15 protein-coding genes, 1 tRNA gene and 1 pseudogene are annotated in these 21,978 nt (G+C 46.8%); 13 read left to right on the top strand and 4 right to left on the bottom strand.

Annotated features, from left to right (window positions below; genetic code table 11):
• Nucleotides 1–5 precede the first annotated feature (5 nt).
• On the top strand, nt 6–1,514 hold the full coding sequence (glpK, locus tag HMPREF1152_RS02875) for a glycerol kinase GlpK (RefSeq protein ID WP_009643662.1): 1,509 nt from the start codon (nt 6–8) through the stop codon (nt 1,512–1,514).
• Between the two features lie 204 nt (nt 1,515–1,718).
• Nucleotides 1,719–1,862, top strand: a complete 144-nt coding sequence (locus tag HMPREF1152_RS09520) for a hypothetical protein (RefSeq protein ID WP_009643620.1) — start codon at nt 1,719–1,721, stop codon at nt 1,860–1,862.
• 155 nt (nt 1,863–2,017) lie between these two features.
• On the opposite strand, the pseudogene HMPREF1152_RS02880 reads toward HMPREF1152_RS09520, so the two are convergent.
• Nucleotides 2,018–2,686: pseudogene (locus tag HMPREF1152_RS02880) on the bottom strand (IS30 family transposase); the annotation flags it as partial.
• 613 nt (nt 2,687–3,299) lie between these two features.
• Between HMPREF1152_RS02880 and HMPREF1152_RS02890 the strand changes: the two are divergent.
• On the top strand, nt 3,300–6,398 hold the full coding sequence (locus HMPREF1152_RS02890) for a metallophosphoesterase (RefSeq protein WP_083844307.1): 3,099 nt from the start codon (nt 3,300–3,302) through the stop codon (nt 6,396–6,398).
• Nucleotides 6,399–6,789: 391 nt separating this feature from the next.
• Here HMPREF1152_RS02890 and HMPREF1152_RS08920 read toward each other — a convergent pair whose 3' ends face one another.
• The 3 genes from HMPREF1152_RS08920 to HMPREF1152_RS02905 are packed head-to-tail and all read right to left on the bottom strand — an operon-like array spanning nt 6,790 to nt 10,309.
• A complete protein-coding gene (locus HMPREF1152_RS08920) occupies nt 6,790–8,235 on the bottom strand; it encodes a nitrogenase component 1 (RefSeq protein ID WP_009643680.1) in 1,446 nt (481 codons plus the stop codon).
• Nucleotides 8,232–9,557 carry a nitrogenase component 1 gene (locus tag HMPREF1152_RS02900; protein ID WP_009643627.1) on the bottom strand — a complete coding sequence of 442 codons (1,326 nt, stop codon included), beginning with the start codon at nt 9,555–9,557 and terminating at the stop codon, nt 8,232–8,234. Before HMPREF1152_RS02900 ends, HMPREF1152_RS08920 begins: the two co-directional genes overlap by 4 nt.
• 2 nt (nt 9,558–9,559) lie before the next feature.
• A complete protein-coding gene (locus HMPREF1152_RS02905; RefSeq protein ID WP_036381912.1) occupies nt 9,560–10,309 on the bottom strand; it encodes a nucleotide-binding protein in 750 nt (249 codons plus the stop codon).
• Nucleotides 10,310–10,584: 275 nt separating this feature from the next.
• Between HMPREF1152_RS02905 and HMPREF1152_RS02910 the strand changes: the two genes are divergently transcribed.
• The 10 genes from HMPREF1152_RS02910 (at nt 10,585) to HMPREF1152_RS02955 (ending at nt 21,857) form a co-directional block, all read left to right on the top strand.
• Nucleotides 10,585–11,337 carry a nucleotide-binding protein gene (locus tag HMPREF1152_RS02910; RefSeq protein WP_009643617.1) on the top strand — a complete coding sequence of 251 codons (753 nt, stop codon included), beginning with the start codon at nt 10,585–10,587 and terminating at the stop codon, nt 11,335–11,337.
• On the top strand, nt 11,337–12,626 hold the full coding sequence (locus HMPREF1152_RS02915) for a nitrogenase component 1 (protein ID WP_009643628.1): 1,290 nt from the start codon (nt 11,337–11,339) through the stop codon (nt 12,624–12,626). The genes HMPREF1152_RS02910 and HMPREF1152_RS02915 overlap by 1 nt, the downstream gene beginning before the upstream one ends.
• Nucleotides 12,613–13,935: a nitrogenase component 1 gene (locus HMPREF1152_RS08925; protein ID WP_009643624.1), complete on the top strand. Its 1,323-nt coding sequence runs from the start codon at nt 12,613–12,615 to the stop codon at nt 13,933–13,935. Before HMPREF1152_RS02915 ends, HMPREF1152_RS08925 begins: the two co-directional genes overlap by 14 nt.
• On the top strand, nt 13,936–16,587 hold the full coding sequence (locus tag HMPREF1152_RS02925) for a carbamoyltransferase HypF (RefSeq protein WP_009643644.1): 2,652 nt from the start codon (nt 13,936–13,938) through the stop codon (nt 16,585–16,587).
• A gap of 79 nt (nt 16,588–16,666) precedes the next feature.
• Nucleotides 16,667–16,882: a HypC/HybG/HupF family hydrogenase formation chaperone gene (locus tag HMPREF1152_RS02930; RefSeq protein WP_009643673.1), complete on the top strand. Its 216-nt coding sequence runs from the start codon at nt 16,667–16,669 to the stop codon at nt 16,880–16,882.
• Nucleotides 16,872–17,939 carry a hydrogenase formation protein HypD gene (gene hypD / locus HMPREF1152_RS02935; RefSeq protein ID WP_009643638.1) on the top strand — a complete coding sequence of 356 codons (1,068 nt, stop codon included), beginning with the start codon at nt 16,872–16,874 and terminating at the stop codon, nt 17,937–17,939. The genes HMPREF1152_RS02930 and hypD overlap by 11 nt, the downstream gene beginning before the upstream one ends.
• On the top strand, nt 17,927–18,931 hold the full coding sequence (gene hypE / locus HMPREF1152_RS02940) for a hydrogenase expression/formation protein HypE (protein WP_009643655.1): 1,005 nt from the start codon (nt 17,927–17,929) through the stop codon (nt 18,929–18,931). Before hypD ends, hypE begins: the two co-directional genes overlap by 13 nt.
• A gap of 197 nt (nt 18,932–19,128) precedes the next feature.
• Nucleotides 19,129–19,203, top strand: a tRNA-Glu gene (locus HMPREF1152_RS02945).
• A 146-nt stretch (nt 19,204–19,349) separates the two neighbouring features.
• On the top strand, nt 19,350–20,096 hold the full coding sequence (locus HMPREF1152_RS02950) for a 16S rRNA (uracil(1498)-N(3))-methyltransferase (RefSeq protein WP_009643666.1): 747 nt from the start codon (nt 19,350–19,352) through the stop codon (nt 20,094–20,096).
• A gap of 369 nt (nt 20,097–20,465) precedes the next feature.
• On the top strand, nt 20,466–21,857 hold the full coding sequence (locus HMPREF1152_RS02955) for a radical SAM protein (protein WP_009643668.1): 1,392 nt from the start codon (nt 20,466–20,468) through the stop codon (nt 21,855–21,857).
• The last annotated feature ends 121 nt before the right edge of the window (nt 21,858–21,978 follow it).

Below are 21,978 nucleotides of genomic sequence, written 5' to 3' on the forward strand. Positions count from 1 at the left end.
CTACGATGGGTGAATATATTATGACTCTCGACGAGGGAACGACTAGTGCCAGATGCATTATATATGATAGAACGGGGAAAGCGATAAGCGTCGGGCAAAAGGAGTTCAGGCAGATTTTCCCGCATGACGGATGGGTGGAGCATGACGCTATGGAAATCTATTCGACGCAGATGGCGGTTGCACAGGAGGCCTTACTCAAGGCGAGTCTCACGTACAGGGATATCGATTCTATCGGTATAACCAATCAGCGTGAGACGACGGTTGTATGGGACAAGAAGACCGGCAGACCTATCTACAACGCAATCGTGTGGCAGTGCAGGCGCACGGCTGAGACTGCGGAATGGCTGAGAGATCATGAATATTCCGAGTTAATCAGGGAAAAGACCGGGCTCATAATCGACGCGTATTTCAGTGCTACTAAGCTCAAATGGATTTTGGACAATGTCGAGGGTGCCAGGGAACGGGCAGAGCGAGGTGAGCTGCTGTTTGGAACGGTCGAGACCTGGCTGATATGGAAGATGACGGGAGGAGCCTGGCATCTCACTGATTATTCAAATGCAGCAAGAACTATGATGTTCAATATCAACACTTTGGACTGGGACGACGATATACTTGCAATCCTCGATATTCCTCGTACAATGCTTCCGAAGCCTGTACCATGCGCGGGAGACTTCGGCGAGACTATCCCGGAGCTGTTCGGCGGCAGACTTCAGATAACAGGTGCTGCCGGTGACCAGCAGGCGGCGCTGTTTGGAGAGGCATGCTTTGAAGAGGGGGAGATCAAGAGCACTTACGGAACCGGTAACTTCCTGCTTCTCAATACCGGAAATAAACCTGTGTACAGCAGCAGCGGTCTGCTTACGACCATAGCCTGGGGATTAAACGGTGAGGTGAAGTATGCGCTCGAGGGTTCAGTATTCATCTGTGGTGCTGCTATTCAGTGGCTTAGGGATAATCTGCAGATAATCAGGAAATCCAGCATATCGGAGAGCTTGGCGAGCAAGGTTTCAGACAGCGACGGTGTCGTGGTTGTACCTGCATTCACAGGACTGGGTGCTCCGTACTGGGAACCGGACGCGAGAGGGGCAATCCTCGGAATCAAGCGTTCGACCAAGAAGGAGCATGTGGTGCGTGCAACCCTGGAGTCGATCGCTTTCCAGAGCGATGATCTCATAAAGGCTATGGAGCAGGATCTGGGAAGAAAGATCACCGATCTCAAGGTGGACGGAGGTGCTTCCCTTAACAACTTCCTGATGCAGAATCAGGCAGATATTTCGGATGTTCACATCATCCGTCACAAATCGATTGAATCGACCTCGCTGGGAGCGTCATATCTGGCAGGGCTGGCTTCCGGGTACTACAAGTCGATTGATGAGATTATCAAGCTCAAGGATCAGGATATAGACAAGGAATTCATGCCGGTAATTGACGAGGACGAGCGTATCATGGCCAAAGCCAGATGGCACAGGGCAGTGGATGCGGTGCTGGCGCTGGCTGAAGATGAGTGTTTCTAAGATTATGCGACAAAGAGAGTTAATCCGTGCGAATTACCTCTCATGTTAGCTCTTGTAATTCCGGAATTTTGAGAGGAAGGCGCGAACAGAATCATGCACATTCAAAGGTATCCCTGATCAATAGCATTACAGGTTCTCGGGTGGATTTTCAATCGACTGACTCTCATCATAATAGCAGCAATAATTCTGAAGGGAAGGAACAGTATGAGTGAATATTTCTATTTAGACCCGGCTGAGATCAAAGCGCAGTGCAGAGAGGCGATAGAAAACCTGAACGAGGTCAGCTCCAAGACGAAAGACGTAGAACAAAAGCTGGATGAATTTATTCATTTGATACACCAAAATTAAAGGATATGAAACAATATGAAAAAGACGTGGAATATCGCCAGAAAAAATTTAGAGAGAAAGTATAGTAAAGATGAATAAAAAATTTTCACTAAAGTTAAGCATTTCGTTTATCAGTATAATAGCTTTGCTGGTAGCTGCTTTTATATCTTGAATTGTCAAGTCAAGTGCAACGAGGTTGAATAATAAACCTCATAAGAAGTTAGGTAGCCTAAGCATTTTCGAGGTCGTCTGTTTAATTCATCCACTTTGCTTTGTATATATTCATCGCTGTACTTTGAAAGATCGGTTCCTTTCGGAAAGTATTCGTGAATTAAGCCGTTAGTATTTTCGTTTGTTCCACGTTGCCAGGGCTGATGTGGCTGTGGAAAGTAAAACTGCACATTATTCAATGCAACCGAGGTTTCTGCATGCTTTGCGAATTCCTTTCCACGATCTGGAGTAATGGAGAATAATGGCTGCTCTTTGAGGCATTTAATCATAACCTCACTCACAAGAGCGGCAGTTTTCTTTTCTGCCTTCATACATAGAAGAAATCGACTTTTTCGATCTGCGAGTGTAACGAGACAAGGACCATTTTTCTTTCCGGCAACAGTATTATCTTCCCAATCCCCAATACGTGAACGACTATCCGCCTCGGCAGGTCGCTCTGAGAGATTGTTGCTAATAACTATTTTGCCACGTTTTTCAGTGTGTTCCTTAGTGTGACGAGTTTTCCCTCTATGTCTAAGTTTCCGTATCGCATCTCGATTCCCCCTCGATTTGCGTTCGTCTTTTGTGTCAAACATTCTTGCATAGATAGCTCTATAAATTGGTAAATATGAAATAAAAGACGGGAATTATGTGCTAACAACAACTCAGGGTGCTAGGGTAAAATTTAAAAATACAGCAGGTGTTAAAAAGAAAATGATTAACTTTTATTGGCAAGGCGCACTAATAGGAGATGATGCTAATGAAAAGATGGTGATTTTTATAATCCCGGAAAGTCAGTTTGTGTTGGGATATCCGAATAAAAATAGCAAAACTTATAATAAGCATAGAAGGTTTTGCACGCTTTACAATAAATCCGACATAAAAAACTTCCTGACTCACCGGATGAATTCCGAAAGCAATTCAAGATGGATAAGAAAGCGGAGAAGGAACGTGTAGAGAGAGAAAAGAAGTTCGGCATTTCATGATACGTACGATGAGGTATTTGTGTTTTATTGATATGACAGCCCTATCGCTGAGCTTGGAATTTCATTTAACACGTAACACGGGCACAGTTCATCCCAACCTGCCATCTGCATGTAGAGCTAAGCTAAAGGAAGAGATAAAAAAGCCGGATGCTATAACCTTTATACTGTAAAGGTGTCATATATATTCAGTAATATAAGTTGATCAGATTGTCTATATAAAAAAAGTCAAGTATAATCAGCTTGTATAATAATAACTATAACTATGGAGGAAGCAGAGATGGGATCGTTATCTATTATTCATTTATCAGATATACATATAAAAAATTCTGATGACACTATCTTAAAAAGATATGAAGAAATATCAAAAGCATGTGTCAGTTGTGTGAAAGACAAATCCACTTTGGTAATTGTAGTATCTGGTGATATAGCATATTCAGGTGAATGTGAACAATATAAGCTAGCAACTAAGTTCTTTGAGAATATAAAACAGTATATTGAAAATGAAAAAAATATAAAGGTTGAAGTTGTAATTTCACCAGGTAATCATGATTGCGATTTTTCAGAGAATAGTTCTGTTAGGGATATTCTTATTAATAATATTAACCCAACTGATATTGATCAAGAGTATGTAAATAATGTTATTGCAAAACAAAAGCATTTTTATGATTTTGTTTTGCAGTACTATGATGATATGAACAATAGAATTTGCTGGGAAAAGGAAATTTCAATTGATAATAATGATGTGCTATTTGTTTCAGTTAATTCTGCATGGATGTCTGAGTTGCATGAACAACCAGGTAAACTTGTAATTCCACAGTCTTTTCTCCCAGTGATAGACTTAAATGACTATGAAGCTGTGATATATGTTTGTCATCATCCATTAAATTGGTTAAACCCAGATTATAAAACACCATTTATTGATCATCTTAGAAATAATGCTGATATTGTATTGTTTGGGCATGAACATTATAAAGACAATTACATTCAAACTGGGAAAACTTATGAACTGATAAACTATCATGGAAAGGAACTACAAAATTCAAAATCAAGCGAAAGTGGCTTTTCAATCATTGCATTCGATGATGATTTCAAATCTTACAATGTAAAGGACTATGAATGGGTCGAAAACCGTATTTATAACAGAATCAACGATAATGATAGAGTCTTTGAACGCAATAAGGCAATTAGGTCCGTATATTCAGTAAATGAATCATTATTAGATTATATTGATGACATAGGAATAAATGTTAAACACTTTGCAAAAGAAAATATTGTTTTAAGCGATTTGTTCATCTGGCCAGACTTAATTAAAAGTGATTATAAAAATGAAAAATCCGGCAGTGTACGAATAAGTGACAACTATTTTAAAGAGCTGTGTGAAAATAAGTTGAGTATAATTGTTGGTGAATCAACTAGTGGTAAAACAACATTAAGTAAACAGCTATTTCGTAGTGAGTTGAATGCAGGAAGGTGTTGCATTCTTGCTTATGGTCAAAACTTTACAACATCCACTGAAAATGCAATCATAAAGACCATAGAGGAAACTTATAAAAAACAATATTCTGGTGATTATTTGGAAGAATTCAGACAGCTTCCACGAAAGAATAAAACATTGATTATAGATAATTTTGATTCAATACAAAATAATAACAATAGAAGAAGCAAGGTGATAGATTGTGTGTCAAATCAATTTGATACAGTTGTAATACTAATGGCATCAAGCTTTGCAATAACAACACTCTTAAAATCAGAGGTAATAAATTCAAGCGATGAATTGTATTATTATGAAATCAAGCCATTTGGGAACAAAAAAAGAAAAGACTTTATATCAAAATGGTATAAATTAAATAATGTTTCCGACACAGAAAAAACAATAGATGAAAAGATTGAACAAGCTAAAGGTATAGTAAATAATTTTTTGGGAAATGGAGCGTCTTTTATTCCTGCATACCCAATTATTCTAACTGGTATACTACAAAACAAGGATGCTTTTAGCCAAAGTATTCATGTGAGTAAGTATGGTTATCTTTATGAGTCATTGATTAATCAAAGTCTTGCATCTATTGCTGAATATGAAACAAATTCTGGGTTATATAATTTAGATACTGAAATTTTATCTGGAGTAGCATATGAAATTCTGCATCGTAAACGTACTGCTATTACAAAGGAGGACATTGGATCATATTCTAAAAAGTTATGTGAAGAAAAAATACTTTCGAATGTTCATGTTGAACAGTTTATTGATAGAATGCAACGTGCTAAAGTTTTGATAGAAGAATTTAGTAATGGTGACGGATATAAATTCAAGTATCCATACTTTTTTTACTATTTTGCAGCAAAGTACATTGCTAATCATTTAAATGATGAGCAAGTACAAAACCTAATGGAACATATGAGCTCGACTCTTCATAATGAGACTTACGGAAATGTTGTAACTTTCGTATGTCATTTCAACAGTGACCAAAGTGTTATTGATAATGTTATGATAAATGCTTATGAAAAATTGGATAACTTTGAGGAGTTCGACTACTCAAAAGATAATCCGATTTTTTGCGAAATTAAAGATGCAGTAAAACATTTTATTCCGCAAAAGATTTCATCAAATGAAAATGTAGAATCTAATAAAGATGCTGAGTTGAAGCAAATGGATAAGATGGGAATGAACGATGGTGAAGTAAGCAAGGGAGAAGACTACATTGATGATACGATATCAGAGGAGGATAAGAATTTTGCGGAGATTGTTGCAGCATTAAAAACCATTGAAGTACTTGGACAAATTTTACAGAATTATCCTGCTGATATAAGTGGTCAGAATAAAATAAAGATAATTGACGAAATGCATAGGCTCGGAATGCGTTCAGTAAATGCAATTATTGAGACAATGAAGTATCTAAAGGATGACTTAATTAACTTTGTATATGAATCTTCCGTAAAAAATAAATCAAATATATCACGAGAAGAAATTGAAAATCGCATTAGAACACTAATTAATGTCATTGTGGTGGGGATGGCTCGCTCAATGATACATCAAGTTGCAAGATCATTAAGTAGCGAGTTGCTACTGCCGGCTGTCGAGAAAACATATGAAAATGATGATTCTATTTCAACGCAACTTTTGATGACAGACTTAAAGCTAAACTGTTTGAAGGACAAGGTGAACTATGATGAAATAAAGCAACTAAGAGATAAACTTGACAAAGGAAATGAGCTTTTTGCAAAAGGTATTGTTGATTCAATAGTTGGAAGATACTTAAACTACAATGAATGTGACTTTAAGTTAAGGTCAAAATTCTGTAATTTATGTGGATTTGCCGAAAGACCCATGTTCGCATCAGTAAGCGAAAACTTAATAAATAGCTAATATACATGAGGCTGTCGCATTGAATAAAAAGTGACAGTCACTTATCATGGGAAAAGCAGAGCATCAACGACAGAATCTACGATCCCAACGTTAACGGTCTGCTTCTTTCGAGTTTTGGCACAATAAACCAGCCATTGCCGGTTTGATCCATTGTGATATTACGCCAGAAAAACAGACCACAAAAAGCAAGACTATTTCACGTTGTACGACAGCCTATTGAAAATGCTGTATCTTATCATAATTGATATCACGATTGATACCATGAAAAACAGATCTGTCATCGGCATGGCCGAGGACAGATCTATTCTCAGCTGAAAATCTATTTTGAGGGCGTTTAGCAGGAAGAAAGCTGGGGAGACAGGCCTATCATCTTAAGCGGGTATATGGAGCCTTAGAGCTCGAGGGCTTCGTCCGCACCTTGCGCTTTCCTATTCTGCTTATAAGGCTTATTTACCTTCATGATATCGTTGACAGCGATGAATTCCTCTGCACCGGATAGCTTCTCGGCTAACCGATCGGTGAATTCCTCTCCTATAAATACAGGTATGTGACTCCTATACATCCTGCCTGAATATGCTTCGTGGGGCATATTTATAAAATGTGGCAGCTTGCCGTTTTCATCCTTTGTCAGAATCCGCCGATATATAGGATCGGCAATCACAGTGGCAGCACCGTTCAGGACAGCTTCTATATCAGCCTCGTCGCGAACAGTCACATCGCCGGAGCGGAGTACGTGTGCATCAAGCTGAGTAGGGCATAGTATATGCACGTCTGGAACGCCCAGATCATGCTCGAGAGCGTAGCGGATGCCGGATGCGTTCACTGCTTCTCCGATAATCCATGTTCCTCCGTCTGTTCTATTCTTTAGCGAATATTGGGCACCGAACCTCCTGCTGTGAGATTCATACGGAAGTGTATCGTAGAGCGCGCTTGTACCTAGTATTCTTGATCTGTTGTCCGCAGCCGATGCTCTTATTAGCCGCTCCAGCTCCGTGCCGGCAGACTTCCCGGTCGGCAGTCCCAGAACTGCAGGAGTACCGTATTTCTTATGCAACACGTGTGCGCCTGAAATCGCGAGTGAAGAGCACACGACGTTGACATCAGCTATATGCGCTCGAGCTATCTCCTCGAGCGTGCAGCTCATGGTCATGCAGCAGTTGACGCGGATGTTCCTGTCTGCAAAATACTTATTCAGGGCTTCCACGTTTCCGACCACCGAGAAGTCAAGCGGAGTTATGCCGAGCAGGTTGACAGAGAGCGAAGCTGAAGGTGCAGCCGGCGTTTCAGCCGGGACAAGCGGTGCAATTGGTACATTCGATGCAGCCGATCCACCAGGCGCAGCAGATTCTTGTGATGCGCAGCTGTTTTCATCTTCCTCAAGCTTTGCATGTGGAGGGCAGAATCTATCCAGCAGCTCCTCATAGACCATATTGCCGCCGAGCACGTATGTGTCCATGGCGTTGGTTGTAAATCCGAAGGTCGGAATTCCCGTTCGATTCTCGATTATACGCGCTATTCCCTTCATATCAGTGCTCATGAAGAGCGGTATGAGAGCTGCCGAGATAGCTATGAACTTTGGATGAGTCTCGTTTGCGGCTTCAACCACATCGCATATCAGCTTCTCGTCGTTGCCGAGTATGACATCGTTCTCGATTAGACCCGAGATATATATCATGCTGTCCACGTCGTACCAGCGCGGCTCGTCGTGTGTGTTGTAGGTTGAATTGCAGCCCGAAGCATCGTGCATAACGACCAGTCCACCCAGCTCGTACAGTACAGAACATACACCAAACAGGTCTGCCGAATATGTAGATAAAACTCTCGCTACCTGCTTCATGCCGAGCACCCCCAAGCCTTGACCTGTATGATGGATTTCGTATCCTTCTCGTTTTCGTATGCGTCTATGAGCTCAGCAGCTAAACTCTTGATAGCATCATAACCGTACCGACCGTTGTTGGTAATCATATTTACAAAATGTCCGGTACCCATGAAATACGCAGCCTTCTGACCGATAGCGATAACCTTGCCGTCCGCTTCCTCGTCTCGAGGGTAGAAGCGAGCGCGGAAATCCTGTGTAGCCTTGAGCGGTATGTCCGGATAATGCTGCTTCAGCCACTCCAGGTCGGGCATGCTGTCCGGGGTAAGGCTGTCACCGTAAATCTCGGTGACATTGAAGCCGTGAGACAGCAGCAGTCTTGCCAGACTGAGAAAGCGCGGTGTACTCATATAATCTATCCCGATCGGGGCAGTGCCTACAATCGACAGTGCATTTGTAAGAGATTCTTCAGCCTCTGTTCGCATATCGGTGAGGTCAGGAGCTTCGACATCCAGCACAGCTGCAAGCCTGGTCATGTCACGGTCTATCTCGTCATAAATATATGTGTATGGCATGTAGATGAACTGCTGCCCGAGTCTCTCCTCGAGACATGCCGCCGACCATGCTGCGACAGGCAGGGAATAGATGTTGAGAAAGCTCTCTCCCATAGCCTTGTATTCTGCATAATCATCCATAGCTGCCGGGTCATGAGTGCGAAAACCGTGCTTATGCAGCAGCTTCATATGGTCTCCGGTAGTGGCGATCGGGAAGTTGTCACCGATGAAATTCACTACTTTGCCGTTTAGCGGTTGCTCCTCGATGCACAGATACATCGAGCGGCACATATCCTCTTCAGGAGTGTGGTCGTTAAGCTTCATGGTTGGCGTCATCTGCGCGGATATGAAGTCTATATCCGGGAAGCGAGCTGACAGCTCGTCGTAGATATATTCGATATCCGTAGCCAAAAAGTAGTGGATGCAGCCGGTGAACGGCAGCACGCATGTTGGCCTGTGCTTCAATTTATTCAGTATATCTGTAACACCCTCGATGAACAGCTCCTCCATCTGACCGCTGAGGATGTCCTTCTCCTCAATCATCACCATCGAGTATCTGTCGAGGCCCTCGTATTCTGCAGCCGATAGCACTACTCCGCGCAGACAGGCAGACGCTCCGATATATATCATGTGAGAACCCGGTATGATCATCGGCGTGTGCGCAATCGTCCATCCGCCGCGTGAGGGACATGAATATTCGAGCTTGCGCGGGAACGGTGTCAGCGTGTTAAGGTCGCCCAGCCGCACCTGTGCCTTGCTTAAATCGGGCTTGTGTAGATCAATCAGCATTTTTACTCCCTGTTTATTAAATCCAGTGCGATCTTCGTGTAAACATCCACCATCGGGTCACTCGGATATGCCTCGGCGACCGTGAGTGCGTCGTCAGACGCTTTTTTTACAACCATACTGTGCTCGATAACTCCGACTATCGGACACTCGAGATCCTCGCTGAGTGTCTGCAGCTTCTCGTCCTCACCGTGGACGCTGCGCTTGTTGGCGATGATACCCGACAGTCCGTTGTGGCCGCGGCGCTTGAAACTCTCCATCGCAAGGCCGAGATTCATGGCTGCATATATGGCCATCTGTTCACCCGATGAAATCACATATACATCGTCAGCATAGTTCCGGCGTAGCGGCATGGAGAATCCGCCGCAGACTACGTCACCGAGAACATCATAGAAGACTACATCTGGATGGAGCACCTGTTCGAAGTTCCTTTGCTTCAGTAAATCCAAGGCTTTTGCTACCCCGCGACCCGCGCACCCGATACCGGGAGTCGGACCTCCGGCCTCGACGCAGATTACTCCGTTATATCCGATCGTGTACATGTCCTCGAGTTCAATATCCTTGACTTTATCTCTATATGTATCGAGAACCGGGGTGAGTTCACGTCCCCGGCGCAAGCTGATAGTTGAATCCGCCTTCGGATCGCAGCCAATCTGCATGACCGTGTATCCCTGCCCGGCCAGTGCAGCGGACATGTTGGAGACGGTGGTCGACTTACCGATACCGCCTTTACCGTATATTGCAATTCTTTTCATAGAAATTACTTCCTTGTTAAACATAATTATATCTCAAAAGCTTATAGCTTCATGTTACTACTTGCTTTGAGATACGATGTTTAAAAATATTTTATCAGTGGGGTAAAAAATTGTAAATGATTGTGATTAAAATACCTTTAGTTGCGTGTAATCGAATGCGATAGTATAATTTCAATAGTTAAATGCGGACTGACCACAACGGGCACCGTGTGGGAAGAGCTTGTTTTCGGAGACTTCTGCCCGAGTGGTTGAAGTCTTTTTGTGTAGGGGGATAAATGATTAAAGTGGCTATATATGGCAAGGGCGGCATTGGAAAATCAACGGTTACAGCCAACCTCGCGGCAGCTTTTGCAGTTAAAGGCTATAAGGTGCTTCAGATTGGCTGCGATCCGAAGGCGGATTCGACAATCAATCTGCTCGGCGGTGAGCCGCTGATGCCGGTAATGAATTTTATGAGAGAAAACGACGATGAACCGACGATTGACGAAATGGTCAAGACCGGCTTTGGCGGAGTGAAGTGCATCGAGACCGGGGGTCCGACGCCGGGGATCGGATGTGCCGGAAGAGGAATAATCTCGACGTTCAATCTGATTGACGACCTGGATGTGTTTGGCAGGTTCGAGCCGGACGTAGTGCTGTACGATGTGCTGGGAGACGTTGTCTGTGGAGGCTTTGCGGCCCCTATCAGAGAGGGCTTCGCGGAGGATATACTCATCGTAACCTCGGGAGAGAGGATGGCTCTCTATGCTGCCGGCAACATCAAGACGGCTGTTGATAATTTTGCAGACCGCGGATATGCCAAGGTGAAGGGCATCGTGCTCAACCACAGGAACGTCGAGCACGAGACAGCGAAGGTACAGGCCTTTGCGGATGAGGCCGGCGTTCCGATCGTCGGAGAGATTCCTCGCAGTCAGGAAATCATCGACTGGGAGGATCAGGGCAAGACTGTCGTCGAAGGCAATCCGGATTCTGATATCGCCAAGAGATTTATGGCGCTCTCAGACTATCTGATCAAGGAGAACGCGTAATGGCGAGAGATGCTTACTATACAACTATCGGAGAACTCGCTGCGGCAGGTACGATTCCGTCTGAACTGATTGGTAACGATCACCTGGTATACAGTTCACCGGCGACGCTGACATATAATTCTCCCGGCGCGCAGGGCTTCGGCGTCAAGCGGGCAGGACTCGTGATACCGGAATCGGTGATGCTGGTCGTTGCACCGGCATGCTGCGGCCGTAACACCACGATTCTCGCGGACGAGGGCGGCTACAGCGACAGGATGTTCTTCCTCCAAATGAGCGAAACCGATCTGGTCACAGGGCGTCACCTCACCGATATACCGCAGGCAATAGAGGAAATCTGCGAGGTGTGCGAGGTCAAGCCCAAGGTTGTGGTCATCTGCATCACATGCGTGGATGCACTCCTCGGAACCGACCTGGAACGTGTCTGTCGCAAGGCTGAAGAGCGAACAGGAATTCATGTGGTTCCTACATATATGTATGCGCTGATGCGCGAAGGCAAAAATCCACCTATGGTTGCGGTAAGGGAAGCTATCTACTCACTGCTCGAGAAGCGAAAGCCAATAGGCGGGACTGTTAATCTGCTCGGGAATTTCACCCATCTCGAAGACGATTCGGAGCTATATGATATCCTCGGACAGCTTGGAGTCAAGACAATCCATGAGGTAGGGAGGAAGACAACCCTCGATGATTATATGGAGATGGGCGGAGCCGACTTCAACCTGATATTAAATCCTGAGTCAAGGAAGGCTGCGTTTGCGCTGGAGGCGAGATTGGGAATACCATATGCAGAGCTAAGCAGACTGTATGAAATAGATAGAATTCGCCGTCAATATGCGCTTTTTGCTGCGGCCCTCGGAAGTGCTATCGATGATTCGGAATACTACAACGAGGCGAATGATGCCTGTGCGAGGCTGCAGAGGGAGTGCGAGGGCAGGACTTTTGCAATAGGTCAGGTAGTAAATGGAAATTCTATCGAGATGGCACTTGCACTCGAAAAGCTGGGGCTGCGCGTCAAGGCAGTTTTTGCAAATATAAGTGGCGATGACTTCCCGTTTATCAACGAACTCGCAGAGCTCAATCCGGAGTTAAAGGTATATTCGACGTTGTCTCCGACGATGATGAACTATGATGGCAGTGAAAAGGTCGATATATCTATTGGAATTGACGCACAGTTCTACTATCCTGAATCGATAAATGTGCACTGGAATGACGAGATTCAGCCGTTTGGCTACAAAGGACTGGTCCACTTTGTTGAGGCGGTAGAGAGGAGGCTCGCTGATGAAAGGGCTTAGGAAATATCTATCGCCGTTCACACCGGATCAGTCGGGAGCCGTTTCGGTGCTGTTCCACTACGGCGGAATGCTGATAATAATGGATGCCGGCGGTTGTGTCGGTAATATCTGCGGATATGACGAGCCGCGCTGGGAGAAGGAGAAGAGCGCGATTTTCAGTGCCGGACTCAGAGACCTGGATGCGATTCTCGGACGCGACGAGCTCCTGATCAAGAAGACCAAGGATGCATTGCGAGATGTGGATGCTAAGTTCGTCGGACTGATCGGGACACCGGTTCCGTCGGTGATTGCGACGGATTACAGGGCGCTCAAGAGGCTGATGGAAGAGGATTACGGGCTTCCTGTCGTGTCGGTCGAGACGAACGGAATCGACCTCTATGACGATGGTATAAGCAAGGCTTTTTTGCAGCTGTTCAAAAGCTACATGCCGGAAAACGGCGGCTCCGGAGCAAAGGTACTGAATTCAGGGAGTTCGATGGAAGCAGCAGGATTGTCAGCTGATGAACCGGTCGAGGACGGCCCCAATGCCGATACTGATTCAAATGTGGAAGCGCCGGTAAGCGATGCGGATGACGCATGCAGTAGAGATAACAGAACAGGTTGTGTAGGCCGATTGCATTTAACAAATCGGGATGCGGGTGACGTATGCAATAGAAATAATAGAACCGTCGGGGTGATAGGCTTTACACCGCTGGATACGCCGGGAAGCGGCGATTATTCAGATATGCTGGCAGCGCTTGCGGAGATGGGAATCGAAAATCCGGTCATATACGGTATCAACGATGACCTCGCAGCTGTTGGCAAAGCGGCTCGCGTGAACAGGAATATCGTCGTATCTCCCGGTGGAATCAAGGCGGCTCGATGGCTTCGAGATAGATTCGGAGTTCCGTACGAGATACGATATCCGCTGCCCGAGGCTCGATTGCAAGACTTTGCCGCAAGGGTATGCAGCCATAATCCGACAAGGGTGCTGATAATACACCAGCAGGTTCTTGCAAATTCGCTAAGGAGCGTTGTGCTTGATACTGATTCCGACTCTTCGCTTGAATCGGTGGATGTTGCGAGCTGGTTCATGCTGAATAAGGAGGCTAGATTCGACTCGGATGTAAAGCTGAACGAAGAGGATGATCTCATGAAGCTTGTGGAAGCTCGCGGATACGATATGGTCATTGGCGATCCGCTACTTAAAAGAGCGTTGCCCGGCTGGCAAGGAACATTCCTCAGCCTGCCGCATTTCGCTATATCCGCTTCACTTTATTCCGCAGACTCTGACGCCGAGTATTGGGAGAAGGCCGGAGAGGTGCTGTAATTGATAACCAAACTTATTAGGCTTTATGGAATAGTGCAGGGAGTAGGCTTCAGACCATTTGTCAATAGGCTTGCAGATAGATATCAAATATCCGGAAGCGTCTGTAACAAGGGTTCTTATGTTGAAATTGCAGCTTCTGCTACAGTAGACGTAATAGATGAGTTTATTCATGCACTGGAGGCAGAGGCTCCTGAGAGATCTGCGATTGTCAAGGTCAAGGTGAAGACGCTTGAGCCCGAGAACGGTGCTCCGGCACCTGAGCTGATAACGGGGCAGAGAGGTGCGGCTAAGAACAATAACGCAGGATCCGGATTCAAAATATTAGAGAGCAAGCATGAGGAAGGTCAGATATTTGTATCTCCTGATATTGCCATCTGCCCTGATTGCGCCAGAGAGCTGTACAATCCTGATGACAGGAGATATCTGCATCCCTTTATCAACTGCACACAGTGCGGTCCCAGATTAACAATTCTGGATTCTATGCCTTATGATAGAGATAAAACCAGCATGGCCGATTTTCCTATGTGCGAGGACTGCAATCATGAATATACGGATATGAATTCGAGGCGGTATCACGCACAGCCTGTATGCTGCAATGATTGCGGGCCGGAGCTCTACACACTCGGCGGCGTGGCCGAAGTCGGAGCGGTTAGTCCGCACACCGTAGAATGTGATGCGGCACAAGCTGATTCTCGTATCGAGCAGGGTGCCGAATCCGAGGCCGTGACCGACAGTCCGTGCACCGGGGAATATGGCGCAGCACAAGCTGATGCTCATATCAAGCAGGGTGCCGAATCCGAGGCCGGAATCTACAGGCCGCGTGCTAAGGAATATGGCACGGCGGCTCTGCTCAGGACCAGGGCTGTGATTAGATCCGGCGGCATCGCTGCTATCAAGGGGATTGGAGGGTTTCATCTGTGCTGCGACGCCGCGAATGAAGCAGCGGTTCGGCGCCTCAGACAGCTGAAGGCGCGCCCGATGAAGCCGTTTGCTGTGATGATGCGGGATCCGGATGTGGTTGCGCGCGAATGTGAGCCGGAGGCGGAGATGATGACGCTGCTTACCGGACCGCAGAAACCGATCATACTGATACCTAAGAAATCTGAGAGACTGAGTTCAGGCATAGAGCTTCAGAAGCATGATATTTCGGTGACTGATAATGAGGAACAATCAGTTCAGGGAACTAGAGTTGCAGCATCAGTAGCCCCACACAATCCTAACCTGGGGGTTATGCTGCCGTACACACCGGTGCATATGCTGCTCTTCGATTATCCGGGGGATGAGCCGATTTCTGATGTGTTGGTGATGACTAGCGGCAACCCTTCAGGAGCCCCAATCTGCATGAATGATGAAGAGGCATCAGGGTACTTGGCGCCAATGTGCGATATAATACTCTCAAATTCCAGAGAAATTCGCATTAGAGCCGACGATACCGTAATGGCATTTTATGACCATAGACCGTATATGATCAGGCGTTCCAGAGGATATTCGCCATTACCGATTGTTGCAAAGGAAGAAAGTAATCACGCGGTACTCGGGATAGGGGGGGAACTCAAAAACGCCTTTTGCCTAAGTGCAAAAGGGTTATATTATCCATCGCCATATATCGGAGATATGGCTGATATGAGGAGCGTTCGGGCACTTGATGCAGCAGTGCGTAGGATGGAAAGACTTTTTGAGATTAAACCTGAGATGATAGTGAGCGACATGCACCCCGGATATAATACGAGTGAGATGGCGAAAGTGATAGCAGAGCGGGAAGGAGTACCGGTTATGGAGGTTCAGCACCATCATGCGCACATGGTTGCATGCATGGCAGAAAACGAGTATGAGGGCACTGCTCTTGGAGTGACTTTTGATGGGACCGGTTATGGACCGGACGGTACGATATGGGGCGGAGAGTTTTTGCTGGGTGATGCAAATAGCTTTGAAAGGGTTGGAAATATCACGCCGTTCATGCATGCCGGCGGGGACATCGCATCCAGGGAAGGATGGCGGATTGCCTACTCAATAATCAGCACAGCGCTCGGAAGTGAGCCGGCCGGACGCATCGCCGCGACGCTCGGGCTCGGCGATGCGCAGGGCAGACGCAGCATCGACTTCATGCTCGGCAACAACGTCAATACAGTCAAGTCGACAAGTGCCGGCAGACTCTTTGATGCAGTCAGCGCAGTGCTCGGTATCAAGGCATCCGGCACCTTCGAAGGCGAGGCTTCAATGGCGCTCCAGTTCGCAGCCGAACGCGCCGAAGCACAAGGAATAAGCCTCGCTCCATATGCGGGCAGGCTGATCAATATCGATCAAGACCGATTCGAGCTGTGTACAGACACCTTGCTCATGGAGCTGGCGGCAAGGCGACTGTCCGGCCAGGATATAGATCAGCTAGCTTATTTCTTCCATAAGGCGCTGGCTGATATGATCGTAATGTCGTGCTGCTACCAGCGCACCAGAACAGCCACCGATGTAGTAGCGCTGTCAGGCGGCGTGTTCCAAAACCTGCTGTTGCTGAGGCTGGTAGATGAAGGCTTGAGGCGCGAAGGATTCAGAGTACTCAAGCACTCTATGGTGCCGACCAATGACGGCGGTATAGCTCTCGGACAGGCAGCAGCAGGAATAGCTGCACTTGAGAATCAGAGCCAATCAGAGTTATAGAGTCAATCAGGGTGTATCGGAGTTATAGAGCTAATTAGGGTACAATAGAATTAGATGACAAAATGATGGAGGTGCACTTATGTGCGTGGGATTAAGAGCAAAGGTTGCCAATATTGAAGATAATATGGCTGTTATTGACGCCGGCGGTGTCAAGAGGCGCGTCTCGGCGGAGCTGATTTCCGATCTTGCTCCCGGAGACTACGTCATGGTACATGCGGGACTTGCAATTGCCAGGATTGCAGGCGATGATGCTGCAGAAGCTGATTCGGTCATGGAGGAAATAGATGCCAATTAATGAGAGTGCCACAAAGGCACGTGACATTATTACTTCGTATAACGGATCAAAACTCCGCATCATGGAGGTGTGCGGGACGCATACGCATGAGATTTTTAAGCTTGGCATCAGGAGACTGCTGCCGGACAGTATAGAGCTGATCTCGGGACCGGGCTGTCCGGTTTGCGTTACGCCTATATCGTATATAGATGAGGCGGTGATGTTGGCTCTGGACAAGCACGTGACAATCACGACCTTTGGTGATCTGATCAGAGTTCCCGGAACGGAGATGAGCCTGGCAGGAGCGCGCAGCAAGGGGGCAAAGGTAAATGTCGTATACTCGCCGCTCGACTCGCTTGAGTATGCGAAGAAACATCCCGATGAGCAGGTTGTGTTCCTTGCAGTCGGATTTGAGACCACTACACCGGGCAGTGTGATGTCTGTGCGCGAAGCACAAAAGGCCGGGGCGCAGAATTTCTCGATTTTAACTGCCAACAAAACGATGTTCAATGCGTATCTGGCGCTCAAGGGAAGTGCGGATGCGTTCCTGTATCCGGGTCATGTCAGTACGATGACCGGCATGGCGGATTACTACAGGCTGCGGGATGAGTATGGTATTTCCGGTGTAGTCGCCGGATTTACAGGATCTGAGGTACTGGTTGCGCTTGCAGCCATAATCAAAAAGGTCGAAGAAGGAGAACCGTTTGCGCTGAATTGCTATCCGGCAGTAGTTACCGAAGAGGGTAGTCCGACTGCTCGCAAGCTGGTCGATTCACTGATGGAGCCGTGCGATTCGGAATGGCGCGGACTTGGAGTTATCAAGAATTCCGGGCTAAAGCTCAGACCCGAATATTCGGAATATGATGCGCGCATAAAGTTTGATTTGCCCGAGCTTGAAGGCACACCGAATCCTGCCTGCAGGTGTGGCGAGGTGCTGCTCGGCAAATTTAAGCCGTATGACTGTAAGGTGTTCGGCAAGGGCTGTACGCCTGAGCATCCAATCGGTGCGTGCATGGTGTCCGGCGAGGGCGCGTGCTCGGCGTTCTATAAATACGGAGGCGACATATGGAACAGATAATAACTCTGGCTCACGGAGCAGGTGGCAAGCAGACATCCGATCTGATTGGCGGGATTTTTAAAAAATATTTTGACAACGAATACTTGACTTCTGACGACGCTGCGGTTCTGCCGTCGCCAACCGGCAGGATGGCAATGTCAACAGACGGATTTATCGTATCTCCGGCAGAGTTCCCCGGCGGAAACATCGGTAAGCTCTCCATCTGCGGCACTGTCAACGACCTGGCGTGCATGGGTGCAAAGCCGCTGTATATCTCATGCGCTTTCGTAATCGAGGAAGGCTTCCCCCTGGCGAAGCTCGACCGCATCGCTGCCGCTATGGCCAAGACGGCTCACGAGGTTGGAATTTCAATCGTTTCCGGAGATACTAAGGTTGCAGGGAGGGGACAGGTCGACGGTGTGTTCATCACGACGACCGGAGTCGGTGAGATAATTGAAGGTGTGAACCCGACCGGTACAAATGCCAAGCCCGGTGACAAGATTATAGTCACCGGCGATATAGGCCGTCACGGCTGCACTATCCTGCTTGAGCGAGATCGCTATGGCATGGAGGCCAACGTGACAAGCGATTGTGCACCTCTATGGAGCGCAGTTCATGCAGCTCTCGATGCAGCTCCGGATATCCACGTCATTCGCGATGCGACTCGCGGCGGTGTCGGGACTGTTCTATATGAGATTGCTGACCAGAGCAATGTGGGCGTCAGGCTCGACACCGAGTCCATTCCACTCGACTCTGAGGTTGCGGGTATCACCGGAATACTGGGTCTGGAGCCGCTGTACCTGGCCTGTGAGGGCAGACTTGTGATGTTCGTTCCTGCAAAATCCGCTGACGATGTACTCGCAGCACTCCGCAGCTCCGACCACACAGAGGGGGCAGTGGTAATAGGTGAGGCGATGTCAGAGATGCCGGGGCATGTAATAATGACGACTGAAATTGGCACAGAGACTTTGCTGCCGCCACCAAGCGGCGAGCTGCTGCCAAGGATCTGCTAGCGAGACAGTGTAAGACCGAAAGCGTCAGTGTTAGCAGAGTTTGCGGCGACTGTTACGGCTATAGGCTATAAACGATAGACTGTTTAGCGGAATTTTAAGTGCTGACAAAAAACATACTGACAAAAAATTAAAAAATACTGGACAAGGTCCGTTATATTATGTATACTGTTTCGTGTCGCAATCGTGACACGAAATATGCCGCATTGGTCAAGAGGTTAAGACGCAGCCCTCTCACGGCTGAATCTCGGGTTCGATTCCCGGATGCGGTACCAAGGTTTGAAAAGGCTTGAAACTGTTGAGTTTCAGGTCTTTTCTTGTATCTGCTTTAGCAGTGGATTCGCCGAGCGATAACGAGGTGAATCAATAAACCACCGGCTCAGCCGGTGGTCATGATTATATAGGAATACAGGAGAAACCCATGCAACAATACTTCGTATTCGGAAGCCCTGGCTCGGGTACCGTTGAGATTACGGATAAAGACACTCTCAAGCACATGTTCCGAGTCATGAGGCTTCACACAGGCGATGAGGCCGTGCTCGTCTTCCCTGATGGCATTAAAAGACTGGCAGCCGTTGAGGATGTTGAATCCGGAACTATGCGCATCATAGAAGAGCTGGATGAAAATGTTGAACTGCCTGTGGATGTGACTGTCGCCTGCGGATTCCCTAAGGGTGACAAATTCCGGTTTATAGCTCAGAAAGCCACGGAGTTGGGAGCCGCTGCTATCTGGGGCTTTCCGGCTGAGAGGTCGGTTGTCAAATGGGATGCCAAGAAGCTGACCGGGCTCAAGGAGAAGCTTGACAAGGTCGTGCAGGGTGCGGCTGAACAGAGCAAGCGCAACCTCATCCCTGAGATTGATCTTGTCGAGCGAAGCAAGGAGCTTGTAGATAGCTTTGCTGATTTTGACAGAGTATTTGTCGCTTACGAGGAATCCGCCAAGGCGAGAGAAAAGTCAGCGCTTGCTGCGGCGCTCGGGGAAGTCTCGGAGGGTGACAGACTTCTCTTCATATTTGGACCTGAGGGCGGAATCACGGGTAGGGAGATTGAGAAATTTACAGAAGCCGGTGCAGTCTGCGTCGGACTCGGGCCACGCATCATGCGAGCTGAGACAGCGCCGCTGTATGCGTTGTCGTCGGTAAGCTATGCGCTCGAACTTAGCCGTTAGACTTTTGTAAACAAATCTACCGCGTGAGTAATCGCAGATTGCGACTGTTGATGTTAAAAAGATAAAGGACATGCGTCAAATTTAATAAATACACGTTCGGATGGTACGCAGTTTATCCGAAACAATTTAAAGCTGACGTTGATAGACATACAAATTGAATATTATGGTTTGTGCACTATAACTAGTGTCAAAAACTGGTTGTAAGTAGTACAATAAATGAAGAAGGACTCTCATTGGACTCAGTGCCGGAGGGTCTTTTCGTGTTTATATTTCAGTACCGATACGTGACGGGCGTTTGCAATTTTGTAGTTAAAGTAATATAATTACCAAAATAAATGACATTTGGTCAGTTTGAAAAAGGAGGTTGCTATGTCAATATTAGATAAGGCAACATTGGCTGCTTTCAACAAGGCAGTTGATATCGGCTTCAAGAAAGTCAAGAAAAATCCACAGGAAGGAATGCTGGATATAGTAAATATTTTCGACAAATATCTTATTCCTAAGAGCGATAAGGAAAACAGTGGCAAGAAGGCTATAGAGCGCATCAGAAGCGAGTTTGCCGATCCAAACTCAAGCTGGGTTGCGTATGCGACAAATATGGTAAATGAAGTCGACGAGAACGTCATCAAGCACTTCGTTACCAATGTCGGCTACAACGCTGCATTCAGAGGAAACAAAGAGAGAAACAGGCTTCAGCGCGAAGAGAATTGCAATATTCCATGGGCAATTTTGTTCGACCCTACTTCTGCTTGCAACCTCAAGTGCACCGGCTGCTGGGCTGCTGAATACGGATATAAAAACAATCTAAGCTATGATGAGATGGCCAGCATCATCAAGCAGGGTAACGAGATGGGCACCTACGTGTACATCATGACAGGCGGAGAGCCGCTGGTTCGCAAGGACGACATCATCAAGCTGGCGGAGGAGTTCAACGACAGCGAGTTCCATATTTTTACCAACGGAACGCTGATTGACGATGCCTTCTGCAAGGACGTTCAACGTGTTGGAAACATATCCTTCGCAATGAGTATAGAGGGTACCGAGGAGTCGACAGACTCTCGCCGCGGCAGGGGTGTGTACCAGCGGGTTATAAATGCTATGAAGCTGATGCAGAAATATCACCTGCTGTACGGAGTGTCGATTTGCTACACAAGCGTTAACTACGAGTACGTTACCAACGATGACTTCATACAGATGCTGGTTGAACACGGCTGCAAGCTTGCTTGGTACTTCCACTACATGCCGGTCGGCAACGATGCTGATCCGAGCCTGATGCCTAATGCTGAGCAGCGCAAGCATGTTATGGAGAGAGTTCGCTTCATCAGGTCTAAGGATTATCCTCAGACCATATTCACTATCGATTTCCAGAACGATGGTGAGTACATCGGCGGCTGCATAGCAGGTGGAAGAAACTACTTCCACATCAATTCTGCAGGGGACATGGAGCCATGCGTATTCATCCACTACTCCGATTCGAATATCCGGGAAAAAACAATTCTGGAAGCTCTCAAGAGTCCACTGTTCATGGCATATCACCACAACCAGCCGTTTAACAGCAATCCGCTCAAGCCGTGTCCAATGCTGGAGAATCCGGGAAGGCTGTCCAAGATGGTCAATGAATCCGGTGCTCACTCTACAGATATGATTTCGCCTGAGTCGGCGGAGCACCTTGAGGAGAAGTGTATCCCATATGCTAAGCAGTGGAATCCGAGCGCTGAAGAGATATGGAGTCACAGTAAGCACAGCAAGCAGGCAAAGTAGTTACAGTTACATAGAGCCGAAACATCTCAAAGCATATAAATGCACATTGTATTTTTGTGTATTTATCAATTTTACCTCTGGACTTTTGTGTTGGCTATGGTACAATACATAAGGTTAAATT

The organism is Mogibacterium sp. CM50 (assembly GCF_000293155.1).
GTDB classification, from domain to species: domain Bacteria; phylum Bacillota; class Clostridia; order Peptostreptococcales; family Anaerovoracaceae; genus Mogibacterium; species Mogibacterium timidum.